This is a genomic window from Pseudomonas sp. P135 (assembly GCF_020312125.1).
GTDB lineage: Bacteria > Pseudomonadota > Gammaproteobacteria > Pseudomonadales > Pseudomonadaceae > Aquipseudomonas > Aquipseudomonas fragariae.
The window spans coordinates 304,043-326,828 of the sequence record NZ_JAGPYR010000001.1; the positions used below are offsets into that span (position 1 = coordinate 304,043).

Sequence of the window (22,786 nt, forward strand, 5' to 3'; positions counted from 1 at the left end):
TTTGAGGATTACCCAATGGCCGACGCCACTCTCGATCACCAACTTGGCCTGCTAGCACACCTGCGCAGCATTCTGGTCGCGCTGGGCGAGGCCGAGCAGGTTCCGGAAGAAAGCCACGCGCTGTTCATGGAGCGTTTCGACGAACTGGTCGAGCTGCTGCCGCAGGACCCCATCGAAAGCCAGTACCTGGGTCAGGACATCCTCTGCCAGGTCATCCAGCGTTACCCGCAAATCGCGCACCTGGTACCGCGCGACCTGCTGTGGTTCTTCGCCGGTGACTGCCTGCATTTCATGCCGGATGATGAAATCGAGCTGTATCAGGCGCTGGAAGAGCGCCGCTACGACGCCGAGCAGAACGAAGAACCGTTTGACTGGAATCAGGAGAAACAGCTGCTGAGCATGTCGACACAGGGCAGCAAGCACTGAGCATCCTTTGGCTTCAAGCCTGCTCCGGAGATCATTCCGGGCAGGTTGCCTGTCACCCCGCGCCAATACGCCATACCGCGCAACACATCGATCAATACGATCATTAAGTCCCGGCATTCGAATCAATTTATCGAATAGACAGGCATACCATGACACTTCGTATCATCTGATAAGGAGTGCTCCCTCTCCCATGACTCAATTTCGTAAAGTCCTGTCCATTCAAACGGGTCAGCCAGCGTCCGATGGCGCGGGCGTCAAACTGACGCGCGTCTTCGGCGGGCGTGGTGTGGAGCAGTTCGACCCGTTTCTGATGCTGGACGAGTTCGGATCGGACAAGCCGGATGACTACATCGCCGGCTTTCCACCTCACCCGCACCGTGGCTTCGAAACGGTGACCTATATGCTTGAAGGCCGTATGCGTCATGAAGACCATATGGGCAATGTCGGCCTTCTGCAGAGCGGCGGTGTGCAGTGGATGACCGCAGCACGCGGGATCATTCACAGCGAAATGCCCGAACAGGAAGAAGGCACCATGCGCGGCTTTCAGCTCTGGCTGAACCTGCCGGGCAAGAACAAGCTGAGCGACGCCAGCTATCAGGACATCCAGCCGGAAAACGTTCCGAGTGTCACCACTCAGGCCGGTGTGCAGGTGGTGGTATTGGCAGGGCATTTCGACGATGGTCAGGTTCAACAGGCCGGGGCAGTACAGCGCCCGGATACCGAGCCTCTGTACTTTGACTTTGATATGCCTGCCGGCAGTCGTATCAGCCCGCACGTACCCGAAGGGCACCTTGTGCTGCTGTACGTCTATGAAGGCAGTGTCGAGCTGGAAGGCAGCGCCCAGCCGATCGGCAAACGCCATATGGCAAGGCTGTCCGACAGCGGTGCCGTACAGATCAGCAGCACCGCGGGTGCACGGCTGTTACTGATTGCAGGCAAGCCCTTGCGTGAGCCGATCGTGCAATACGGCCCCTTCGTGATGAACACCAAGGAAGAGATCGAGCAGGCGATTCGTGACTTCCGGGAAGATCGTCTGACGGCGTGAACCCGGTTCGGACCGTCAGACTTCCCTTCGTCTGTAGCAGCCCCTTCACCAGCAATGCGGACCGCTTTGCTGGTGTCAGAGCAGATACGAGCGCGACTCAGACCAGCACAGGGTTCTGCTTGCCTGGGTCGATCTTGTAACGTTCGATGGCCTGCGCCACCACCTTGCGCTCGACCTTGCCGTCATCGGCCAGCGCCTTGAGTGCAGCCACCGCCACGAAGTAACGGTCCACTTCGAAGAAGTGGCGCAGCGACTCGCGCGTATCGGACTGGCCAAAACCGTCAGTGCCCAGTGCCACGAAACGGCGCATGGGTACAAAGGGACGGATCTGGTCGGCGAAGATTTTCATGTAATCGGTCGCCACAATCACCGGCCCTTCCCTGTCTGCCAGACAGCTTTCCACGTAGCTCAGACGCGGCTCCTGCTCGGGATTCAGCAGGTTCCAGCGTTCGGCATCCTGACCTTCACGACGCAGTTCGGTCAGGCTGGTGACACTCCAGATTTCGCTGCTCACGCCAAAGTCGTCTTCGAGCAGTCTGGCGGCCGCGATGACTTCCAGCAGGATCGACCCGCAGCCCATCAACTGCACGTGCTTGCCGGTATTGATCGATGCACTGGCCTGCAACGGGTACATCCCCTTGAGAATGCCGGCTTCTGCGCCTTCGGGCAGATCCGGGTGCGGGTAGTTCTCGTTGAGCAAGGTGATGTAGTAATAGATATCCTCATTTTCGGCAAACATACGACGCATGCCGTCCTGAACGATCACCGCCAGCTCGAAGGCAAACGTCGGGTCGTAAGACACGCAGCACGGTATCGTCGACGACATGACATGGCTGTGCCCGTCGTCATGCTGCAGCCCCTCGCCCATCAGCGTGGTTCGGCCTGACGTGGCGCCCAGCAGGAAACCCCGCGCCCTGGCGTCGCCCGCTGCCCAGGCAAGATCGCCTACACGCTGGAAGCCGAACATCGAGTAGAAGATATAGAACGGCACGGTCATCACACCGTGGTTGGCGTAGGAAGTACTGGCCGCGATCCAGGAAGAAATCGCACCTGACTCATTCAGCCCTTCCTGCATGATCTGCCCGTCGGTGCTTTCCTTGTAGTAGCTCAGTTGCCCTGCATCCTGCGGCGTGTACAACTGACCAACGTGGGAATGAATACCGATCTGACGGAACAGATTTTCCATACCGAAGGTTCGTGACTCATCCGGCACGATCGGCACGATCAGTTTGCCGATGTTCGGATCCTTGAGCAGCGTCGAGAGGATGCGCACGAAGGCCATGGTCGTGGATATGCCGCGATCGCCGGTGTTCTTGAGCTGGGTATCCAGCACCGAGAGCGGCGGAATCTGCAGGGTGGCAGCGTCACTGAAACGGGCCGGAATGTAACCGCCCAGTTGAGCCCGGCGGGCCTTGAGGTACAGCGCTTCAGTACTGCCCTCGGCCGGTTTCAGGTACGGCATGTCGCCCAGCTGGTCATCGGTGATGTCCAGCGAGAAGCGGTCGCGAAAGGCCTTGATCGCCTCTGCCCCAAGCTTCTTCAACTGGTGGTTGATGTTCTGCCCCTCACCCGCCTCGCCCATGCCGAAACCTTTGACGGTCTTGGCCAGGATCACGGTCGGCCCACCCTTGTGGCGCATTGCGGCAGCGTAGGCGTTGTAGACTTTTTCCGGATCGTGGCCGCCACGCGAGAGCTTCCAGATGTCGTCATCGCTCATGTCGCTGACCAGTTCCAGCAGCTCCGGGTACTTGCCGAAGAAATGCTCGCGAACGTAGGCACCATTCTGGGATTTGTAGTTCTGGTACTCGCCGTCCACGCACTCCATCATGCGCTGACGCAGCAGCCCGCTCTTGTCCTTCTCGAGCAGCGCATCCCAGCCGCCGCCCCAGATGACCTTGATCACGTTCCAGCCAGCGGCGCGATACAGGCTCTCGAACTCCTGAATGACCTTGCTGTTGCCGCGTACCGGCCCGTCAAGGCGTTGCAGGTTGCAGTTGACGACGAAAATGATGTTGTCGAGTTTCTCGCGCCCGGCCAGAGCAATGGCTGCCTGTGACTCAGGCTGATCCATTTCGCCATCGCCCAGGAACGCCCAGACCTTGCGTCCTTGATGCTCCTTGAGCCCGCGATTCTCCAGGTAGCGCATGAAGCGTGCCTGATACGCCGCAGTGATGGGCCCCAGCCCCATGGAGACGGTGGGGAACTGCCAGAAGTCCGGCATCAGGCGCGGGTGCGGATAGGAAGAAATGCCGTCACGATCGGTTTCGCGACGGAAGTTGTCCAGTTGCTCCTCGCTCAGACGACCTTCCAGATACGCCCTGCCGTAAATGCCCGGCGAAGAATGACCCTGAATATAGACGAGGTCACCGGCAAACTGCTCGGTACGCCCCCGGAAGAAGTGGTCGAACCCGACGTCGTAAAGCACGGCAGCAGATGCGTAGGAAGCGATATGGCCGCCCACGCCGGAATGCTTGCCGGCACGCAGCACCATCACCAGGGCGTTCCAGCGGATGAACGCGTTGATACGTTTTTCAACCTGAAGGTCGCCCGGATAAGGCTGCTGGCGGTCACTGGGGATGGTGTTGACGTAAGGCGTGGTGACCCGACCGTAGAAATCGCCATGTTGGGCGACGTCGAAGTCCAGCAACTGATCGATCAGATAGTGCGCGCGCGGGCGCCCTTCAGTGTTGAGTACCGACTCAATCGATTCGAGCCATTCGCGGGTTTCTTGCGGATCCTCGTCAAGAAACCGGGGTTGCTGTGCCATCGTCGTCTCCTACTGTGATGCGGCAGTGGACGCCGGACAGGCGTCTGCCTTGAAAAATCTGATTGCAATTGCAATCACCTACCGGAATTTATCCCGCGCTCGGTTACTATTGCAACCCTCAAGAATTTCAGACAAAGGTGAATCATGTCGTCAGCCGAACCGGATACGTGGTTCAGATTCGTCAGGGCACACCGCTGTCTGATTCGCGAAATCGAACGACGTCTGGCGGCGGCCGGGCTGCCTGCCTATGCGTGGTATGACGCGCTCTGGGGCATTGAAAGCGGCCCGCAAGGCATGCGCCGCATGCATGAGCTGGCCGACGTCATGGCCATTGAACGCTACAACCTGACTCGCCTGGTCGACCGGCTTGAAAGCGAAGGGCTGGTGGCGCGCCACAGGTCCGACAGCGATGGCCGAGGCGCCGTGGCAGCGATCACCGACAAGGGCCGGACCCTGCGCAAACAGATGTGGCAGGTTTACGAAACGGCAGTCGACGAGCTGTTTCTGACGCAATTCGACGACCAGCAGCGCCGCGTGTTCGCCGACGCGCTGGAGCGTGCCGCACTGGCCGCCCGGCAAAGCGGTGGAAAAGGCTGACATCAGACCAGCTGATAGCGTCGCAAGGCGAGTTTCAGCGGCTCGTAGCCCAGTTGCCCGCCTTCCGCAAGCGCAGTCAGGGCCTGTACGACGATCCACTCCGGACGGGTTGCAGGCGTACCCTGCGGGGCCGCGGAATCGGCACCCAGCCCGACGAACCGCCCCGGGACATGCTCACGCAGCTGTTCAACCACGGCCTGCGGGTAGCCGGTGACGGCTACCACCGCGTCCTGCCCCTCGCCCAGGCAATCGCGCAGGTGCCAGGATCGTGCGGGTTGTGCAGAATGGAAACGATTCCAGCGTCGTGCGGCTGCGGCATCGCGGGCCACTCGGGTATAGCTGGGGCAGCTCCAGATTTCGCAATCGACGTCCCAGTGTTCACGGAGCAGGCGGGCAGCCTGGCGTACCGAGCGCAGCGCCAGACCCGCCCCCAGAAGGCGTACGCGACGGCCTTCATGACCGCAAACGGCGTCGCCAATCCGGTACATGCCCTGTACGGCCGCCACAGCCTGAGCATCGCTCAGTTCACTGACTTCCTCATTGGACTCGTCGTGCAAGGCCATGTAATAGAAGCCGCTCCGGCCTTCGACATACAGACTGTGCAGGGCGTGCAGTGTGATCGCCCGCGCTTCGGCAGCATCCGCAGGGTCAAACGGCTGGCATTTGCGGTTCGACAGCAGCCACAGCGGTAACCAGGGATGGGCACCCTTGGGCCAGCGTGACGGCAGCGTCTCGATATCGTTGCAGAAGATGCCCCGCTGGAACGACTCCGATGCGAGCGCGCTCAACTCGGCGGAGGTTTCGCTGCTGATCATGTAAATCAGCGGCAACTCCACCGCGCCAGCCTGCGCAGCAAATCTCAGCGGCCAGGCGCTGGCGAGCATGCCTTCCTGTCCGCGTGACATGTGTTTGCTGGCCCGTACCACCGATATCCGCCGCGAGGTGGACGGATCTCTGGTCAGACGCTCGACGATATCGGCCATCGCGAACAGGGGTGAACAACACCCACGCAGCGCAAGCCCCGTGACCGCCTGAATCTTGTCCATGCAGGCCAACGCCGCGAACCGGGTCTGGGGTGCCAACGAATGACTGTTTGCGCTGTTCATCACTACTCCTTGCTGTCGGACAAGCATCCTTGCACCTTGATGGAACCAAGAATATGATTGCAATCGCAATAAAAATCACTGACACGCCTCATCGCAGCGCGATGGCCAGTCCCCGAACATGCGTGCGCTCGCAACTCGGCAGGTCGATGAGCGTATTATTTTCAACGGCTAAGCCCTTGTTCAAAGACAAAAGACACACGCAGTCCATGTTTTCATGTACTGCGGAAAATACAAATGAGGATAATGAAGACGGCCAGGCCGCAAACAAACAATAGACAAGGTATTACATGGAGGTTCGTACCGTGCACACCCAACTTGACTGCCCGCCCCTCAAGATCAACGCAGCCCCTGCTCCGCTGCGTCAATTGATTGAAGACTTCGAAAACGATCTGCATCGTATTGGCGATTTCACCTATGCCTACTTTTCCAGCCCAAAGACACGCACTGTCAAACCGGTCATCCTGTCCAACTATCCTGATTCCTGGCTGAAGTCGTATATTGCCTCCAACTATCACCTTATCGATCCCATCATCAAACATGCCTGGCATAGCATTACGCCATTTTTCTGGAGAGAGGCCCGGCATGCCATTCAGGGCGTCGAGACCGATGACTTCCTGAAGCGCTCGGCCAAATACCAGCTGTCCTCCGGGGCCACTTTCACCCTGCACGATGCAAGCGGGCTTTTTGCCGCTCTGAGTCTTTGCAATGCCAGGCAACAGACTGACTTCGATCAGCGAATCCGCGACAAGGCCGCTGATATCCAGATGAGCCTCATCCGCTTTCATGACCGTTTGACCAAGACACAGGCGCCCCACGAACTCTTCCCGCAGCCCACCCGATGCAAATTGTCCAGCCGCGAAATAGGCGTGCTGAAATGGGTAGCCATGGGCAAGGCCTACAGCGAAATCGCCGAGATATTTTCCATTTCGGAACGCACCGTGAAATTTCACATGTCCAACGTTTCCAGCAAACTCGAAGTGCGCACTGCCAAACAGGCCGTGTACAAAGCCATTAATATGGGCATGGTCTGACTCAGGCTGCGCTGTCCATGCGTGCTCGCTGCAAGGATGCTGATGCATCGAGCGGTATTGGCCAGCGCAACAGGTCATCCGTGACGGGCTGCCTGAGGGCAATGCTGCCGAGCAGCCGTTGATGGTTGTCGGCGTTCACAGGCATATCCAGCAACAATACCGTCTCGCCTGGTGAAGCCTCCCCCGTTGCCAGAACACGGTGCTCCCACCCGGACTTGCGCACGATCCGCGCCATCGCCTTGCTGACCACCGTGATGATGGACTCCAGACCAGCCGAGGCAGCGTGATTGTGCATCGAGAACAGCAGCATTTCGGTCAGTGGCGCGTGCAGAATACCCAGCGACCGTGCACGTTCCGTGTCGACAAAGAACCGGCTCGACTCCGCCATGCCAGCATTTCTGGGCGCCGGATAGTCGAAAAAACTGCGAAACGGTCCATCCAGCATGTACGGATCACAGGTGTTGATCAGCCTGAGCCCGGCCAGCGGAACCCCGTTCCAGCTGCCTATCAGGTAAGTCGCAGCGGCACTGTCATAGTCATCGAACTCGAACGCCTGACTGACGCGAACCTTCCATTCAAGCCGATCCGAAAAGATCTTCTTGCGCAGGGCATACAGCGTTTCCAGCAACGTGACGGGCACTTTGCTGTAACTGGCTACCTGAAATTCAAACCCGCTCGACATTCTAAAACCCACCCGGCGTCACCAGCGTGAAGCATTACTTATTTAAATAGGCAAATCTACTGTACTTAAGAACAGGTCAACACGCTGAAACACTAACGCCCTGCTGTTTGCACTTAGGTACAGTGTTATTGGCGCCGAAAATAAGGAAATCTGCTCCGGCGTTCTGGATATCCAGGACGGCGGCTTCCCAAACAATAATGACGCCACAGGGATAATGGTATGAATAGTCTGTATGCCGGTATCGACACCTTGAACGCAGTTCCTGTTCTGGACGATATTACCCAACACGAAATTTCTGCCCTCAAGACCCGCTTCAATCTGGCCGATGCCCACACGCACCAGGATCAGAGCGAGACCCAGCGCATGATCGTCGCCAGCCTGCCCGAGCTGTGGTATCGGGCACAGAACCAGACGCAGTATCAGAGTGAACAGACGTTCATTCAGGCCTTCTTCACCTTCCACGGCCAGCATCATGCGTTGAAACGCCACGACGAAATCTATCTCGTCTACGCCGCGTCCATCGCCATGCATATCACTGCGACCTACTTGCGCAAAAAGAACATGAGCGTCGGGCTGATCGAGCCCTGTTTCGACAACCTGCATGACCTGTTGAAACACATGGAAGTGCCCATGTCGGCACTGGATGAAAGCCTGTTCAGGTCATCGACCGAGGTGTACGCAAAGTTACAGAAGGCCGCCATCGGACTGGACGCAATCTTTCTGGTCGATCCCAACAACCCGACAGGTTCCAGCCTGTTTGCCGAGGGGCCGGACACGTTTGTCGAAGTGGCCCGCTACTGCCGGGATTACAACAAGCTGCTGATCCTCGATTTCTGTTTCGCCTCGTTCTTCAAAGCCGCCGGCAAGCAGCGCGTGGATGCCTACGCGATTCTCGACGACATCGGCACTCAATACCTGGTCATGGAAGATACGGGCAAGACCTGGCCCCTGCAGGACACCAAATGCGCCACGCTCATGGCCAGCCGCGACATCAACGCCGATATCTACAGCATTGTCACCAGCGTCCTGCTGAATGTCTCACCGTTCATCCTCAACGTCGTGACCCGCTACATCGAGGACAGCAACGACGATGACTTCGACTCCGTGCGCTCGGTGCTGGAACTCAACCGCAGCAAGGCGCGTGCCTGCCTTGAGGGCAAGGTCTTGAAGTATGTGCAACCGATGATCGATACCAGCGTGGCCTGGTTCGAGATTCTACCCGCCGGCGTGAACGCCGATGACTTGCAGGCTTATCTGCTGCAATCGGACGTCTACGTACTACCGGGCAAGTATTTCTACTGGAGCCAGCCGGAAAAAGGCCAGCGCTACATACGCCTGGCACTGGCACGCAAGCCGGACGAATTCGAGGCCGCCGTTCAGGCAATTGCGCAGGCACTGGAGAACCTCCATGTCTGACTTCGACCTGCCGATGATCGATGCCACAGTTTTCATGGGCATGCACCATGCCGATCCCGGCGTGCGTGACAAATCCCTGGAGTTCTTCTCCCGGTTCTACGAGAGCAGCGTGCAGATGAATTTCGCCCAGATAGGCATTTGCGACGCCATCATCTGGAAGAAAGGCCGTGCCCTGCAGGACGCCTATTACCCGTTCATGGATGTCTTGCACACCGACATGGCAATACAGCGTGAGGGCTATAGCGAACAGGTGCTCCAGCGCGCAGCAGGTGAAACGCTGTTCAGAGGTCTGCCGGCCGACAAGAAACTGCTGGCTGCTCAAGTGCTGGAGCAGGAAATCCCGTTTTATACCCACGATCCGGAGTTGCTGCGCCTGCAAGTGCTGCAGCCTTTCCTTCAACCATTCGAAAGCACCATTCGACGGCAGACGTTCCCGAAGATGCTCCAGCGTCTCTATGACCAGTCCTGCGCCATGGTGATCAGCAACGAGGACTTTCAACATGTCTGGTAAAAGCATTCTGGTCCCCCTGATAACGCCTCTGAACGCGCAGGAGCAAGTCTGCGAAGCCAGCCTCGAACGCCTTTTGGGTAGCCTCGCGCCCCATGTCGATGGCTACATTCCATGCCTGACCTCCGGAGAGGGCTGGCGGCTGTCGCGTCAGCAATGGCTGCAGATGCTGACGCTGACCCTCAGGCACGCGGGCGAGCGCAGCGTCATCGCCGGGATCGAACGCCATTCGACGCAGGAGGTGCTGGACTTTGCCCTCCTGGCTCAGGATGCCGGTGCTCAAGCAGTGATGTTTACCTCACCCTTGACGCCCGGTATCAGCCAGCAGGCGATCATCGAGCATTACCAGACCATTCATGACGCGACGCACATGGATATCTTCATGTACAACGAGGCCGCCCTGTCGGGCAACGAAAAGTCCTTCGCCACCCTCAAGGCCATCGCGCAGTTACCCAGAGTCATTGGCCTGAAGGACTCGCCCTCGCTGTCGCGCCCGCAGGCTCAGGTAGATGCCATTCGACAGGAGGGCGTCGACTACTTCATCGGCTGGGAAATGCAGCTGGCCGGAGACCTGGAGTCCGACGGCAATGTGGTTTCCCTGGCCAATCTGGAACCGCTGCTGTGCCGGACAGCGGCTGCCCGGCAGCAGCCGGCACTCAGCCAGCAAGTCGCCACGCTTAACCAGCGTTATCTGCTCAATGCCCCGGACTGGTACGCGCATATCAAGCGCGAGCTCAGAGCCAGGGGCGTGATCAACAGCGAGCGTGTCGTCACCGAGGAGGCTGCCTGATGGAAGACCTGCACAAGCAACTGTTTCTGGCCAACCGTGCGCTTATCGAAAAGCGGGTGCCCATGCCACAGGCGATTCTGGCGTTCGAGCAACACTGGATCGAGGATGCCATCGAACGCAGCATGACGGCAGATGCGCCTGATGACCTTGCCGGTCTGCGCAGAATGCTGGCCGAGCTGGTCGAACAGGAGAGCAGCGAAGTACCGCCCAGCGCACAGTATGTCGCCAACGACATGACCCTCGACGAATTCCGGATTCTGGTTCAGGAGTTTGCACTGGATGGCCTGACCGAAGCACAGGTGTTCTATCACCTGATGCCCAGGCTCAGCCTTCCCGCACAGATGCCCATGCTGCGCATGATGATCGACGAGTTCGGCTCGGGGAACCTCAAACGCTCGCATACCACGCTCTATCAGGACCTGTTGCGCGAACTGGAAATGCCGCTGGACCTGCAGTTTTACGTAGACGCCAACTCCAGCGCCGGTTTCACCTTTCCCAATATGTTCTGCTGGCTGGCGATGCGGGCGGACGATGCGTCATGGTTTGCCGGCGTCATCACCTACTTCGAGACCGTGGTGCCGTTCTTTTTCGAGTGCTACACGCAGCTTTGCGAGCGCTTGCAGATCAAGGCTCATACCTACTATTCAGAACACGTTCATATCGACGTTTTCCACGCCATCGAGGGCCAGCGCCTGCTCAAGGCCATGGACGTCAGCGGGGATCTGGATCCGGTAAAAGCCTGGCGCGGCATCTGCATGGGACGCGAGATCACCAACCTGGCGTTCGACCTGGCGGTAGAAAAAGCCCGTCGGCTCAAGCATTTCAACAAGGAGGTCAGCCTTGAACGAGCCTGCTGAGTTTCGTCGTCCCGACACGTTCACCGTACACATTGGCCAGGAGCAATACCTGATACCGAGCAGTTGCCCGCATCGTGAAGGATGGCTGGAGCATGGAGTGGTCAACGAGAAACGCCGGTCCATCACCTGTCCCCTGCACTTTTCGGTGTTCAGCCTCGAAACCGGGGAGCAACTGAGCGGTCCGCCGTGCGGTCAGTTGCAGGTACGCCGAGTGAGATAACAGCGCGCTCCACGGCAGGGCTCGCTCCTGCCGTGGCGACGTCAGGTCAGACGCAAAAAGCGCTTCAGTTCGGCACCCTGAGCAATCGCATCGTGACGCCCCAGCTCGATCAATTCGCTGCAATAACCTGACTCGAACAGCAGATAGCTCAGCACACTGGCACCGCTGCTCCTGGTCGCGCCCGGCCCGCGCAGGAACGTGCGCAGTGCGGGGGGCAGTTCACGGCGGTGGCGGGCCGCGATTTCATCCAGCGGACGGCTCGGCGAAATCACCAGCACTTCCACCGGCTCCATGCCCGGCTGCCTGATCTGCTCATCGGGCAGCAACGCGCTGGCCGTGTTCAGTCGTTCAAGCAATTCGATATCGCTTTCCAGGTTATCAATAAAGGTGCTGTTGAGCATGTGCCCGCTGATCTGCGCCAGACTCGGCTGCATGCCGTTCGGTGGACGTGGTGCGGGTCGTTCGCTTTTAAGCCCGCGCGGATTGCCGCTGACACCCACGACCAGCACCCGATTGGCCCCTAGATGCAGCGCCGGGCTGATCGGTGCAGATTGACGCACGGCTCCGTCACCAAAGTATTCCTTATCGAGCATCACTGGAGCGAACAGCAACGGGATAGCCGAGCTGGCAAGCAGGTGATCCACGGTGAGTTGCGTCGGACGACCGATACGCCGATGACGTAACCACGGCTCGATGGTGCCCCGCCCTTGATAGAACGTGACCGCTTGCCCCGACTCGTAGCCAAAGGCTGTCACCGCCACCGCGCGCAGGTGGTGAGCATTGATCGCCGCTTCGATCCCGGAAAGGTCCAGCCGCTCGTTGAGCAGTTCACGCAGCGGTGAGCTGTTGAGCAAGGCAACGGGAATGTTTCGTCCGAAGCCCATCAGGCTGCGGCCAAAAAACCGGCTGGCCTGGTGGATCACACCCGACCAGTCGCTGCGTAAAACCTGATGACTGCGAAATGACTGCCAGAACTCGGTCAATTGGTGAATGGCAATGCGAAAGTGCAGCGCACCGCTGGCCAGTTTCACTGCATTGATCGCCCCTGCCGACGTGCCGACAATGACCGGAAAAGGGTTGGGCGCCCCGGCAGGCAACAGGTCGGCAATGCCTGCAAGCACCCCGACCTGATAGGCGGCACGTGCACCACCACCTGAAAGAATGAGCCCGGTTACCGGTTCGACCGGACTCCTCACAGCATTGATCGCAACAGCAGGATCTGGCATCTACAACTGACCTCGGTGATCGAAGACGCGTTTTATTTATGCTTGTTGTATAGCTTCGGTTCACCTGGCGGTCGACTTTTGAAGCGTCGATGGGCCCAAAGATATTGTTCCGGGCATTCAGTGACGGCCTTTTCCACCCATTGGTTGATGCGCAGGCAATCGGCTTCGTCGCTTTCCCCCGGAAAGTTATCCAGCGGCGGATGGATCACCAGCCGGTAACCACTGCCGTCTGCCAGACGCCGCTGAGTGAAGGGCACAACCTGCGCACGGCCCAGACGGGCGAACTTGCTGGTGGCGGTCACCGTCGCGGCCTGAATGCCGAACAGCGGCACAAAAATACTCTGCTTGGCGCCATAGTCCTGATCCGGCGCATACCAGATCGCCCGGCCGGCACGCAGTAACTTGAGCATGCCGCGCACGTCGTCTCGCTCGACAGCCAGCGAATCCAGGTTATGGCGCTCGCGCCCGCGACGCTGGACGAAGTCGAACAACGGGCTCTTGTGTTCGCGATACATGCCGTCGATGGTGTGCTGCTGGCCCAGCAGCGCCGCGCCGATTTCCAGCGTGGTGAAATGCAGCGCCATCAGAATCACGCCCTCGCCTTTTTCCTGGGCATTCTGCAAATGCTCGAGCCCTTCGACGTGGGCAAGCCTGGCCAGACGTTTTTTCGACCACCACCAGCTCATCGCCATCTCGAAAAAGGCAATCCCGGTGGAGGCGAAGTTTTCCTTGAGCAGACGCTTGCGCTCGGCCGCGGACAAATGCGGGAAGCACAGCTCCAGATTGCGCGACGCGATTTTTTTTCGATCAGTGGCCACACGGTACATGATGGCGCCCAGTGCCCGACCGATGACCAGCAGAACACAAAATGGCAATTGAACAATCAGCCACAAGAGCCCCAGCCCCAGCCATAGCGGCCAGAAACGGGGGTGAAGGAAACTGGCTTTAAGACGCGGGCGATCCATTTGGGCTTCCGTCAGAACAAAGGCCGCGCATTCTACAACGGTTCTGGCCGCTTGCGGCTCGCGGGCGTTCTCGCTATAAGTCTCGGCACTTTTAGCGACAAGCTGTTGTGTATATCAACCATGAGCCAGATTGAATCGCAAAACCCGGAACCTGTATTTCAGCTCAAGGGCAGCATGCTCGCCATCACCGTGATGGAGCTGGCCCGAACCAACCTTGAAGCGCTCGACAGGCAGTTGGCCGCCAAGGTGGCACAAGCCCCCAACTTCTTCAGCAATACGCCGTTGATCCTGGCTCTGGACAAACTCGCACCGAACGAGGGGCCGGTGGATCTCCCGGGTCTGGTGCGCATCTGTCGCCAGCATGGCCTGCGCACCCTGGCGATCCGCGCCAACCGCATCGAAGACATTGCTGCGGCGATTGCCGTCGACCTCCCGGTCCTGCCGCCGTCCGGCGCACGTGAACGCGTGATCGACCCGGTCGAGGCCGAAGCACCGAAAAAAATACCGGAAAAACCACCCGAGCCACTGATCAAGCCGACCCGCGTGATAACCGCTCCGGTACGCGGCGGGCAGCAGATCTACGCTCAGGGCGGCGACCTGGTGGTAGTCGCGCCGGTCAGTCCTGGTGCGGAACTTCTCGCCGATGGAAACATCCATGTCTACGGCCCGATGCGTGGCAGGGCACTGGCGGGAATAAAGGGCGATACCAAGGCACGCATCTTCTGTCAGCAGTTGAGCGCCGAGCTGATTTCGATTGCCGGACAATACAAGGTGTCCGAGGACTTGCGCAGGGACCCGTTATGGGGTTCGCCGGTCCAGATCAGCTTGTCAGGTGATGTGTTGAACATCATTCGTCTTTAACGGATACTGCCGCAATTTTCAAAGCATCTCTGATTCGTCGCGAAATTGTCGTGAAGGCGGCAGGAAGTTCTGAAAAGCACTGCTTTTCAGCGGGTATATGAGTCGAAAGTAATAGCTTAGTGCTAGCTTTCCGGAATCAGACCCCAGGACTTCCAGAATGCTTCGGCGTGCGCGGCGCCAGGAGATGCCTTTCAGGGACTCAATGTCCTTTTCCTCTAGGGGTGATACACCTTGGCCAAGATTCTCGTTGTTACATCCGGCAAGGGTGGTGTGGGCAAGACCACCACCAGCGCCGCCATCGGTACCGGCCTCGCACTGCGCGGCCACAAGACAGTCATCGTCGACTTCGACGTCGGTCTGCGTAACCTCGACCTGATAATGGGTTGCGAACGTCGTGTCGTGTATGACTTCGTCAACGTGGTCAATGGTGAAGCCAACCTGCAACAGGCGCTGATCAAGGACAAGAAGATCGAAGGCCTGTTCGTGCTGGCCGCCAGCCAGACCCGCGACAAGGAAGCACTGACCAAGGAGGGCGTTGAAAAAGTCCTCATGGAGCTGAAGGAATCCTTCGAATACATCGTCTGCGATTCGCCGGCCGGCATCGAAACCGGTGCTCACCTGGCCATGTACTTCGCCGACGAAGCCATCGTCGTGACCAACCCTGAAGTCTCGTCGGTGCGTGACTCCGACCGCATGCTGGGCCTGCTGGCCAGCAAATCGCGTCGCGCCGAACGCGGCGAAGACCCGATCAAGGAACACTTGCTGCTGACCCGCTACAACCCTGAGCGCGTCAGCAAGGGCGAAATGCTCGGCGTGGAAGACGTCAAGGAAATCCTTGCCGTTACCCTGCTCGGCGTGATTCCCGAATCCCAGGCTGTACTGAAAGCTTCCAACCAGGGCGTGCCGGTCATTCTCGATGACCAGAGCGACGCGGGTCAGGCCTACAGCGATGCGGTCGACCGCCTGCTGGGCAAAACACTTGAGCACCGGTTTCTGGATGTGCATAAGAAAGGATTCTTTGAACGCCTGTTCGGGGGTAATTAATGAATATTTTTGACTTCTTTCGTGACCGCAAAAAAGGAAGCACGGCCTCGGTAGCGAAAGAGCGTCTACAGATCATCGTTGCTCACGAACGCGGCCAACGCAGTACCCCGGACTACCTTCCTGCGCTGCAGAAAGAGCTGGTGGAAGTGATCCGTAAATACGTCAATATCGAGTCTGATCAGGTACAGGTCGCTCTGGAAAGCCAGGGCAGCTGTTCTATTCTGGAACTCAATATCACCCTGCCCGATCGCTGATCAGGCAGTCGCTCGCGGCGTTATCGGCGCACTTCTCCGGAAGCTGCGCCCTTGCCGCCGTCGGCGTTTCTAGCGTTTCGAGGCCGTTGCATGCCGTTGTCGAACATCCGCATCATTCATCAGGACGCCGCCGTTCTGGTGATCGATAAGCCTACCCTGCTGCTTTCCGTTCCCGGCCGTGCCGACGACAACAAGGATTGCCTGATTACCCGCCTGCAGGAAAACGGTTACCCCGAAGCGCGTATCGTCCATCGTCTGGACTGGGAAACCTCGGGCATCATTCTGCTGGCCCGCGATGCCGATACGCATCGCGAACTGTCGCGTCAGTTTCATGACCGCGAAACCGAGAAAGCCTACACCGCGCTGTGCTGGGGCCAACCGTCCCTGGACAGCGGCAGCATCGATCTGCCGTTGCGCTACGACCCGCCTACCAAGCCCCGGCATGTGGTGGACCACGAGGGTGGCAAACACGCGCTGACGTTCTGGAAGGTTGTCGAGCGGCATGACACTTATTGTCGCGTCGAGCTCACGCCGATTACTGGCCGCTCGCATCAGTTGCGTGTGCACATGCTGTCGATCGGGCATCCGCTGTTGGGTGATGGTCTGTACGCGCATCCGGAAGCGCTGGCGGCCTATCCACGTCTGTGTCTGCATGCCAGCATGCTGAGCTTCACGCATCCCGGGACTGGCGAGCGACTGACCTTCGAGTGTGCTGCGCCGTTCTGATTTGAATGACGCGCTGACTATCGTCCCGATGCTCCGCGTCACACAGCGGTTCTGCGATGTCAGGTGGATTGGCGTTGACTATCGTTCCCACGCTCCGCGTGGTAATGCCGTTCGTGACGCTCTGCGTCACACAGCAGTTCTGCGACATCAGGTGGATTGACGTTCGGCTCAGGTCACCTTTTCGCCCCTCGGCGACTCACTTTGAGGGACCAAAGTGAGCAAAGTCCCCGCTCCTGTTTCCGGCCCGACTTCGTCGGGTTCCTTCGCCCTGACACTGATCCGGGGGTCGCCGCAACGCGCCATCCATGGCGCGGTGCGGCTAGCCTGGCGTCCTGCCAGGCTACCCCCGGATCAGCGCCAGGACTCAGCCGTCACTAACGTCGCACTCTGCGTCGTCAGTGACATCGTGGTTGAGAAGCACTTTTGCGGCAATGACTGCGGTTTTGATTATCGTGCCGACGCTCCGCGTCGGCATGCAGTTCGTGACGCTCTGCGTCACACAGCGCGTCGGCACGAGAGCTGCGCGATGAGCGCAACCGAAGGCAGCAAATCATCCAATACGGTAAACTCGCGTCATTGTTGTCTGGAGCTATTTATGCGCGCAGAGTTGAACAAAGGCCTTATTGATTTCCTGAAGGCTTCTCCTACCCCATTCCACGCCACTGCCACCCTCGTGCAACACTTTGAAGCCGCAGGTTTTCAGCGGCTGGACGAACGTGATACGTGGGCAGTAGAAACCGGAGGTCGTTACTTCGTCACCCGTAACGACTCCTCCATCGTCGCTTTCCGCATGGGCCGTCAGTCGCCACTCACGGGCGGCATCCGCATGGTCGGCGCACACACCGACAGCCCGTGCCTGCGGGTCAAGCCGCAACCGGAACTGCAACGTCAGGGTTTTTGGCAGTTGGGCGTCGAAGTCTACGGCGGCGCCTTGCTGGCCCCCTGGTTTGATCGGGATCTGTCGCTGGCCGGCCGCGTCACTTTCCGTCGCGACGGCAAGGTCGAAAGCCAACTGATCGACTTCAAGCTGCCGATCGCCGTGATTCCCAATCTGGCCATTCACCTGAACCGCACTGCCAACGAAGGCTGGGCGATCAACGCGCAAAACGAACTGCCGCCCATCCTGGCGCAGGTAGCCGGTGACGAGCGCGCGGACTTCCGTGCGCTGCTGACCGACCAACTGGCCCGCGAACACGGGCTCAATGCCGATGTGGTGCTCGATTACGAGCTGAGCTTCTACGACACCCAGGGCGCCGCTGTGGTCGGCCTCAACGGGGATTTCCTGGCAGGCGCACGCCTGGACAACCTGTTGTCGTGTTTCGCCGGGATGCAGGCACTGCTCAACACCGAAAGCGACGAAACCGCCCTGCTGGTGTGCACCGATCACGAAGAGGTTGGCTCGTCTTCTGCCTGTGGCGCAGACGGCGCGATGCTTGAGCAGATCGTCCAGCGCCTGTTGCCAAGCAGCGAAGACTACGTGCGCACGATTCAGAAGTCGCTGCTGATCTCAGCCGACAACGCCCACGGCATTCATCCCAACTACGCTGACAAGCACGATGCCAATCACGGTCCCAAGCTCAACGCCGGGCCGGTGATCAAGGTCAACAGCAACCAGCGTTACGCCACCAACAGCGAAACCGCCGGTTTCTTCCGCCATCTGTGCATGGCCGAAGAAGTCCCGGTGCAGAGCTTTGTGGTACGCAGCGACATGGGTTGCGGCTCGACCATCGGACCGATCACTGCCAGCCATCTGGGCATCCGCACGGTAGATATCGGCTTGCCAACGTTCGCCATGCACTCGATCCGCGAACTGGCCGGCAGCCATGACCTGGCGCATCTGGTCAAGGTATTGAGCGCGTTCTATGCCAGCCACGAGCTGCCATAACGACTGAGGCGATCATCGGTAACGCGGGAGCGGCCTGCTGCTCTCGCGTGTCAGTATTGACCCCGGTAAACGCTATTGAAAAAAATAAAACCTCTCTAATCACAACGATAAAAAAGCTGCTTTTGCCTGCATGATCCTGAGCCATATCTTACGCAACAAAAGATCATTCGTTTATAAAGGGACTTCATGTCCCGAACTCCATCGACACACCCTGTCGATGATTCAGTAGTGGAGTGCTTGAATATCGCTGGCTACTCTACCTCTATCCAGTCATCTTCCTCGTCGGGTTTATCGACAATATCGTCATCTTCGTTCACGTAATACGGTATATCGGCTTCAACACCGTTCTCACCCGTTTTGGCAACCAGTTGCCTGTACCTCTTCCCGTCCCAGAGCCTGAAAATCAGCGTGGAGTCTTCTCCAGCCGAGAGCGTCGAGCCTTCACTGCCAATAAGTTTGCTCCGCGCGCCGGCCGTCAAGATACTGTTCTTTCCAGCGGTCAATCTGCTTTGATCGCCCGCCATCAGGGTGCAGTCATGCCCGCCGGTGAGTTTGCTTCTATCGCCGGCGGTCAGATAACTGTTATTACCGGCCAGTAGTTTGCTGCGGTCACCCGCGGTCTGATTACTGTCTGCACCGGCAATCAAACGGCTGCGATCACCCGCCAGTTGTACGCTGCCCGCACCGGCAATCAGCGTGCTGCGAAAACCTGCGGTCTGCGAGCTGCCCTTGCCGGCGATCAGCATGCTTTTATTTCCGGCGACCTGAATGCTTTCATGGCCTGCAATCAACGAGCTGCCGTAACTTGCAATCTGGTTACTGCCATAACCCGCAGTCAATGTGCTGCGAATGCCCGATGTAAGGCTACTGCCATAACCGGCGATCAAAACACTGCGAAGTCCGGCGATCAGCGTACTGCCATAGCCTGCCGTCAGAAAACTTCTGATTCCGCTGGTCAGGGAGCTGCCATAACCGGCGATCAACGAGCTGTCCTGCCCGGCCGTTGCAGTGCTGCCATAGCCCGCAGTGAGTGAACTTCCGTACTCTGCGGTCTGAGTACTGCCATAGCCGGCCGTGAGGGTACTTTTGTAGCCGGCCGTTTGCGTACTGCCGTAACCGGCGATCAGCGAGCTGGCAAAGCCGGCGGTGGAAGTGCTCCCGTAGCCTGTGGTGAGCGAGCTGTTTTCCTGTGCGGTTTGCGTGCTGCCGTAACCGGCGGTCAAGGTGCTCTCGTAGCCTGCCGTCTGCGTGCTGCCATAACCTGCAATCAACGAACTCGCATAGCCGGCAGTGGAAGTACTTCCATAACCTGTCACCAGGTCACTGCGCTCCTGTGCGGTTTGCGTACTGCCGTAACCGGCGGTCAACGTGCTCTCGTAGCCTGCCGTCTGCGTACTGCCGTAACCCGCGATCAGCGAGCTGGAATAGCCCGCAGTGGAGGTACTTCCGTAACCGGTGGTGAGCGAGCTGTTTTCCTGCGCGGTCTGCGTACTGCCATAACCGGTCGTCAACGTGCTCCCGTAGCCTGCCGTCTGCGTGCTGCCATAGCCGGCGATCAAGGAACTGGAGTAGCCCGCAGTCGACGTGCTGCCATAACCTGCGACCAGGTCACTGCGCTCCTGTGCCGTCTGGGTACTGCCATAACCGGCGGTCAGTATGCTTTTGAAGCCCGCCGTCTGGGTGCTGCCGTATCCGGCGATCAGCGAACTGTTTGAACCTGCCGTTGACGTGCTGCCATAGCCTGCGACAAGGTCACTGTGTTCTCTGGCCGTCTGAGTACTGCCATAACCGGCGGTCAGCATGCTTTTGTAACTCGCGGTCTGGGTGCTGCCATAACCTGCGATCAGCGAACTGCTTGAGCCTGAGGTTCCTGTACTGCCATAGCCCGCAATCAGGTCGCTACCGTCCCTGGCAGTCTGAGTACTCCCATAGCCCGCGGTCAGGATACTTTTGTGGCCCGCTGTCTGTGTACTCCCGTAACCGGCGATGATGAAGCTTTCATGACCCGCAGTGCCGGTACTTCCATAACCGGTGGTGAGGTTACTGGCAGCCCCCGCCGTTTGCGTACTGCCATAGCCGGATGTAAGTACGCTGCCCTGCTGTGCGGTCTGGGTACTGCCATAACCTGCCGTGAGCGAGCTTTCACTGCCAGAGGTTTGCGTGCTGCCGTAACCGGCGATCAACGAGCTGTCGGCGCCAGCTGTTCCCGTACTGCCATACCCGGCTGTCAGCGTGCTGCCTTCACGGGCCGTCTGGGTACTGCCGTAACCCGCGGTGAGCGAACTTTCACTGCCTGAGGTCTGCGTGCTGCCGTATCCGGCGATCAACGAGCTGTCGGCACCTGCCGTACCCGTGCTGCCATAACCCGCAGTCAGGTTGCTGCCTTCCTGGGCCGTCTGCGTACTGCCGTAACCTGCTGTCAGCGCACTGTCACTTCCCGAGGTCTGCGTGCTGCCGTATCCGGCGATCAACGAGCTGTCGGCACCAGCCGTGCCAGTGCTGCCGTAGCCCGCCGTCAGATTGCTGCCTTCCTGGGCCGTCTGCGTACTGCCGTAACCTGCTGTCAGCGCACTGTCACTTCCCGAGGTCTGCGTGCTGCCGTATCCCGCGATCAGAGAGCTGTCGACACCTGCTGTACCCGTGCTGCCGTACCCCGCCGTCAGGTTGCTGCCCTCTTGGGCCGTCTGCGTACTGCCGTAACCCGCCGTGAGCGAACTGTCGCTGCCCGAGGTTTGCGTGCTGCCGTAACCGGCGATCAGCGAGCTGTCGGACCCCGCCGTTCCAGTACTGCCATAACCCGCCGTCAGATTGCTGCCCTGCTGAGCCGTTTGCGTGCTGCCGTAGCCGGCGGTCAGGGCGCTGTCGCTTCCCGAAGTCTGCGTGCTGCCATAGCCGGCGATCAACGAGCTGTCGGCACCTGCGGTACCAGTGCTGCCGTACCCGGAGGTCAGGTTGCTGCCTTCCTGAGCCGTCTGCGTACTGCCGTAGCCCGCGGTCAGCGAACTGTCGCCGCCCGAAGTCTGGGTACTGCCGTAACCGGCGATCAACGAGCTATCCGAGCCCGCCGTGCCGGTGCTGCCGTACCCAGCGGTAAGGTTGCTGCCTTCCTGAGCCGTTTGCGTGCTGCCGTAACCCGCCGTGAGCGAGCTGTCTTCTCCGGAAGTCTGAGTACTGCCGTAACCGGCGATCAACGAACTATCCGAGCCCGCCGTGCCGGTGCTGCCGTACCCGGCCGTCAGGTTACTGCCTTCCTGGGCCGTCTGCGTGCTGCCGTAACCCGCCGTCAGCGAGCTGTCACCTCCAGAGGTCTGTGTACTGCCATAACCGGCGATCAGCGAGCTATCGGAGCCCGCCGTGCCGGTGCTGCCGTACCCGGCCGTCAGGTTGCTGCCTTCCTGAGCCGTTTGCGTGCTGCCGTAACCCGCTGTGAGCGAGCTGTCTTCTCCGGAAGTCTGAGTACTGCCGTAACCGGCGATCAACGAACTATCCGAGCCAGCTGTTCCCGTACTGCCATACCCTGCCGTCAGGTTGCTGCCTTCGCGGGCGGTCTGGGTGCTGCCGTAACCCGCCGTCAGCGCGCTGTCCCCTCCGGCAGTCTGGGTGCTTCCATAGCCTGCGACCAGCGAGCTGTCGGAACCGGCGGTTCCTGTACTTCCATAACCGGCAATCAGATCACTGTGGTTGCCAGCGGTCTCGTTACTGCCATAACCGGCAATGAGCCGACTGTGGTTGTCGCCACTCAACGTGCTGCCGTAAGTGGCGGTCTGCAAATTCTGCGGCGTCGTTACCGGCAGGGTATTTACTGAGGGGGCCGCTGCGATGACCAACGCCACATCGAACACTTCATGACTGGCCTGTTCGGCCACCGGTAACGTGACACTTGCCGCCACAGGTAATGTGACATGTGCTGCCGCAGGCGTGGGCGGGGGCGTGGTCATTGACGTGGGCGGGGGCGTTGATGCAGGGTCGGCCTGACGCGCCGAAATGAAGTGTGACGCGCTGATCCTGTCGCCGACATGAACCACCTCAGCGCGCGGAAACTTGACCATTCCCGGCTCATCCAGACTGATGATGTCTGCAACGGCGACTTCACAGACAATCCATCGCGCATCGGCATGCACGCTTAGAAAAGCGCTGGTTCCAGCGCCCCACAGTAAACCCACCAGACCATTCTCGTGACGCCTGGTTGACTGCCAGTATTTGGATTCAACCGTCCCGGAAGCGGGCCATATAAGGCCGCAATGATCGGCCATGTTATTTGCACAGGTACGCAGCACCAACGCCTTGTCGAGATTCATTACAGCATCCTCATAGATCCTTTAAATAAAAGCAGCTGCACTTATCAAGCATTGCTTTACAGGACAACCGCCATGTCAGCCT

At 59.2% G+C, this 22,786-nt stretch carries 20 protein-coding genes; 14 read left to right on the forward strand and 6 right to left on the reverse strand.

The features are described 5' to 3' along the window. The first annotated feature begins 15 nt into the window (after window positions 1-15). Both KBY08_RS01255 and KBY08_RS01260 read left to right on the forward strand, forming a co-directional pair. Complete coding sequence (locus KBY08_RS01255) at window positions 16-426, forward strand: PA2817 family protein (RefSeq protein WP_004408346.1); 411 nt, start codon at window positions 16-18, stop codon at window positions 424-426. A 190-nt stretch (window positions 427-616) separates the two neighbouring features. Further along, window positions 617-1,471, forward strand: coding sequence for a pirin family protein (locus KBY08_RS01260; protein WP_024639307.1), 855 nt, complete (start codon window positions 617-619; stop codon window positions 1,469-1,471). A 97-nt stretch (window positions 1,472-1,568) separates the two neighbouring features. Here KBY08_RS01260 and aceE read toward each other — a convergent pair whose 3' ends face one another. Beyond that, entirely contained in the window at window positions 1,569-4,238 is a 2,670-nt protein-coding gene (gene aceE, locus KBY08_RS01265; protein WP_104653228.1) for a pyruvate dehydrogenase (acetyl-transferring), homodimeric type, read from the reverse strand. A 144-nt stretch (window positions 4,239-4,382) separates the two neighbouring features. Between aceE and KBY08_RS01270 the strand changes: the two genes are divergently transcribed. After that, a complete protein-coding gene (locus KBY08_RS01270) occupies window positions 4,383-4,835 on the forward strand; it encodes a MarR family winged helix-turn-helix transcriptional regulator (protein ID WP_004408348.1) in 453 nt (150 codons plus the stop codon). A 2-nt stretch (window positions 4,836-4,837) separates the two neighbouring features. Here the strand turns inward: KBY08_RS01270 and KBY08_RS01275 are convergent, their stop codons facing one another. Next, on the reverse strand, window positions 4,838-5,941 hold the full coding sequence (locus tag KBY08_RS01275; protein ID WP_004408349.1) for a transketolase-like TK C-terminal-containing protein: 1,104 nt from the start codon (window positions 5,939-5,941) through the stop codon (window positions 4,838-4,840). Between the two features lie 287 nt (window positions 5,942-6,228). Between KBY08_RS01275 and KBY08_RS01280 the strand changes: the two genes are divergently transcribed. After that, window positions 6,229-6,972, forward strand: coding sequence for a helix-turn-helix transcriptional regulator (locus KBY08_RS01280; protein ID WP_011267135.1), 744 nt, complete (start codon window positions 6,229-6,231; stop codon window positions 6,970-6,972). Between the two features lies 1 nt (window position 6,973). On the opposite strand, the gene KBY08_RS01285 is transcribed toward KBY08_RS01280, so the two are convergent. Further along, window positions 6,974-7,654: an acyl-homoserine-lactone synthase gene (locus KBY08_RS01285; RefSeq protein ID WP_011267134.1), complete on the reverse strand. Its 681-nt coding sequence runs from the start codon at window positions 7,652-7,654 to the stop codon at window positions 6,974-6,976. Window positions 7,655-7,873: 219 nt separating this feature from the next. Here KBY08_RS01285 and KBY08_RS01290 point away from each other — a divergent pair, with 219 nt between their 5' ends. Genes KBY08_RS01290 through KBY08_RS01310 form a run of 5 tightly spaced genes read left to right on the forward strand, consistent with a single transcriptional unit; the run spans window position 7,874 to window position 11,445 of the window. Beyond that, entirely contained in the window at window positions 7,874-9,070 is a 1,197-nt protein-coding gene (locus KBY08_RS01290) for an aminotransferase class I/II-fold pyridoxal phosphate-dependent enzyme (RefSeq protein ID WP_111522019.1), read from the forward strand. Continuing rightward, window positions 9,063-9,581, forward strand: coding sequence for a DUF6190 family protein (locus tag KBY08_RS01295; protein WP_004408355.1), 519 nt, complete (start codon window positions 9,063-9,065; stop codon window positions 9,579-9,581). Before KBY08_RS01290 ends, KBY08_RS01295 begins: the two co-directional genes overlap by 8 nt. After that, entirely contained in the window at window positions 9,571-10,368 is a 798-nt protein-coding gene (locus KBY08_RS01300) for a dihydrodipicolinate synthase family protein (RefSeq protein WP_011267131.1), read from the forward strand. The genes KBY08_RS01295 and KBY08_RS01300 overlap by 11 nt, the downstream gene beginning before the upstream one ends. Then, entirely contained in the window at window positions 10,368-11,225 is an 858-nt protein-coding gene (locus KBY08_RS01305) for an iron-containing redox enzyme family protein (RefSeq protein WP_011267130.1), read from the forward strand. The genes KBY08_RS01300 and KBY08_RS01305 overlap by 1 nt, the downstream gene beginning before the upstream one ends. Continuing rightward, entirely contained in the window at window positions 11,209-11,445 is a 237-nt protein-coding gene (locus KBY08_RS01310) for a Rieske (2Fe-2S) protein (protein WP_004408361.1), read from the forward strand. Before KBY08_RS01305 ends, KBY08_RS01310 begins: the two co-directional genes overlap by 17 nt. 41 nt (window positions 11,446-11,486) lie before the next feature. On the opposite strand, the gene KBY08_RS01315 is transcribed toward KBY08_RS01310, so the two are convergent. Together KBY08_RS01315 and KBY08_RS01320 are read right to left on the reverse strand one after the other, a co-directional pair. Then, window positions 11,487-12,671, reverse strand: coding sequence for a patatin-like phospholipase family protein (locus KBY08_RS01315; protein WP_004408362.1), 1,185 nt, complete (start codon window positions 12,669-12,671; stop codon window positions 11,487-11,489). 32 nt (window positions 12,672-12,703) lie between these two features. After that, on the reverse strand, window positions 12,704-13,636 hold the full coding sequence (locus KBY08_RS01320) for a lipid A biosynthesis lauroyl acyltransferase (protein ID WP_011267129.1): 933 nt from the start codon (window positions 13,634-13,636) through the stop codon (window positions 12,704-12,706). A gap of 120 nt (window positions 13,637-13,756) precedes the next feature. Here KBY08_RS01320 and minC point away from each other — a divergent pair, with 120 nt between their 5' ends. The 5 genes from minC to KBY08_RS01345 all read left to right on the forward strand — a co-directional run bounded on the left by minC (window position 13,757) and on the right by KBY08_RS01345 (window position 18,406). Continuing rightward, window positions 13,757-14,497, forward strand: a complete 741-nt coding sequence (minC, locus tag KBY08_RS01325; RefSeq protein ID WP_003368369.1) for a septum site-determining protein MinC — start codon at window positions 13,757-13,759, stop codon at window positions 14,495-14,497. Between the two features lie 231 nt (window positions 14,498-14,728). Continuing rightward, the gene (gene minD / locus KBY08_RS01330) at window positions 14,729-15,541 is read left to right on the forward strand and encodes a septum site-determining protein MinD (RefSeq protein ID WP_003317454.1); all 813 of its coding nucleotides are present in this window, start codon (window positions 14,729-14,731) and stop codon (window positions 15,539-15,541) included. Beyond that, on the forward strand, window positions 15,541-15,795 hold the full coding sequence (gene minE / locus KBY08_RS01335) for a cell division topological specificity factor MinE (protein ID WP_003317453.1): 255 nt from the start codon (window positions 15,541-15,543) through the stop codon (window positions 15,793-15,795). Before minD ends, minE begins: the two co-directional genes overlap by 1 nt. Before the next feature lie 90 nt (window positions 15,796-15,885). Next, on the forward strand, window positions 15,886-16,521 hold the full coding sequence (locus KBY08_RS01340; RefSeq protein WP_024642759.1) for an RluA family pseudouridine synthase: 636 nt from the start codon (window positions 15,886-15,888) through the stop codon (window positions 16,519-16,521). Between the two features lie 595 nt (window positions 16,522-17,116). After that, on the forward strand, window positions 17,117-18,406 hold the full coding sequence (locus KBY08_RS01345) for a M18 family aminopeptidase (RefSeq protein ID WP_003368366.1): 1,290 nt from the start codon (window positions 17,117-17,119) through the stop codon (window positions 18,404-18,406). Between the two features lie 251 nt (window positions 18,407-18,657). Here KBY08_RS01345 and KBY08_RS01350 read toward each other — a convergent pair whose 3' ends face one another. After that, window positions 18,658-22,569 (reverse strand): beta strand repeat-containing protein, encoded by a 3,912-nt coding sequence (locus KBY08_RS01350; protein WP_371135408.1) that lies wholly within the window; start codon window positions 22,567-22,569, stop codon window positions 18,658-18,660. Between the last annotated feature and the right edge of the window lie 217 nt (window positions 22,570-22,786).

Excerpts from the sequence above, each read along its gene's own strand:
- KBY08_RS01255 (WP_004408346.1), top strand. The coding sequence starts at position 16 with ATGGCCGACGCCACTCTCGATCACCAACTTGGCCTGCTAGCACACCTG.
- KBY08_RS01260 (WP_024639307.1), top strand. The coding sequence starts at position 617 with ATGACTCAATTTCGTAAAGTCCTGTCCATTCAAACGGGTCAGCCAGCG.
- aceE (WP_104653228.1), bottom strand. The coding sequence starts at position 4,238 with ATGGCACAGCAACCCCGGTTTCTTGACGAGGATCCGCAAGAAACCCGC.
- KBY08_RS01270 (WP_004408348.1), top strand. The coding sequence starts at position 4,383 with ATGTCGTCAGCCGAACCGGATACGTGGTTCAGATTCGTCAGGGCACAC.
- KBY08_RS01275 (WP_004408349.1), bottom strand. The coding sequence starts at position 5,941 with ATGAACAGCGCAAACAGTCATTCGTTGGCACCCCAGACCCGGTTCGCG.
- KBY08_RS01280 (WP_011267135.1), top strand. The coding sequence starts at position 6,229 with ATGGAGGTTCGTACCGTGCACACCCAACTTGACTGCCCGCCCCTCAAG.
- KBY08_RS01285 (WP_011267134.1), bottom strand. The coding sequence starts at position 7,654 with ATGTCGAGCGGGTTTGAATTTCAGGTAGCCAGTTACAGCAAAGTGCCC.
- KBY08_RS01290 (WP_111522019.1), top strand. The coding sequence starts at position 7,874 with ATGAATAGTCTGTATGCCGGTATCGACACCTTGAACGCAGTTCCTGTT.
- KBY08_RS01295 (WP_004408355.1), top strand. The coding sequence starts at position 9,063 with ATGTCTGACTTCGACCTGCCGATGATCGATGCCACAGTTTTCATGGGC.
- KBY08_RS01300 (WP_011267131.1), top strand. The coding sequence starts at position 9,571 with ATGTCTGGTAAAAGCATTCTGGTCCCCCTGATAACGCCTCTGAACGCG.
- KBY08_RS01305 (WP_011267130.1), top strand. The coding sequence starts at position 10,368 with ATGGAAGACCTGCACAAGCAACTGTTTCTGGCCAACCGTGCGCTTATC.
- KBY08_RS01315 (WP_004408362.1), bottom strand. The coding sequence starts at position 12,671 with ATGCCAGATCCTGCTGTTGCGATCAATGCTGTGAGGAGTCCGGTCGAA.
- KBY08_RS01320 (WP_011267129.1), bottom strand. The coding sequence starts at position 13,636 with ATGGATCGCCCGCGTCTTAAAGCCAGTTTCCTTCACCCCCGTTTCTGG.
- minC (WP_003368369.1), top strand. The coding sequence starts at position 13,757 with ATGAGCCAGATTGAATCGCAAAACCCGGAACCTGTATTTCAGCTCAAG.
- minE (WP_003317453.1), top strand. The coding sequence starts at position 15,541 with ATGAATATTTTTGACTTCTTTCGTGACCGCAAAAAAGGAAGCACGGCC.
- KBY08_RS01340 (WP_024642759.1), top strand. The coding sequence starts at position 15,886 with ATGCCGTTGTCGAACATCCGCATCATTCATCAGGACGCCGCCGTTCTG.
- KBY08_RS01345 (WP_003368366.1), top strand. The coding sequence starts at position 17,117 with ATGCGCGCAGAGTTGAACAAAGGCCTTATTGATTTCCTGAAGGCTTCT.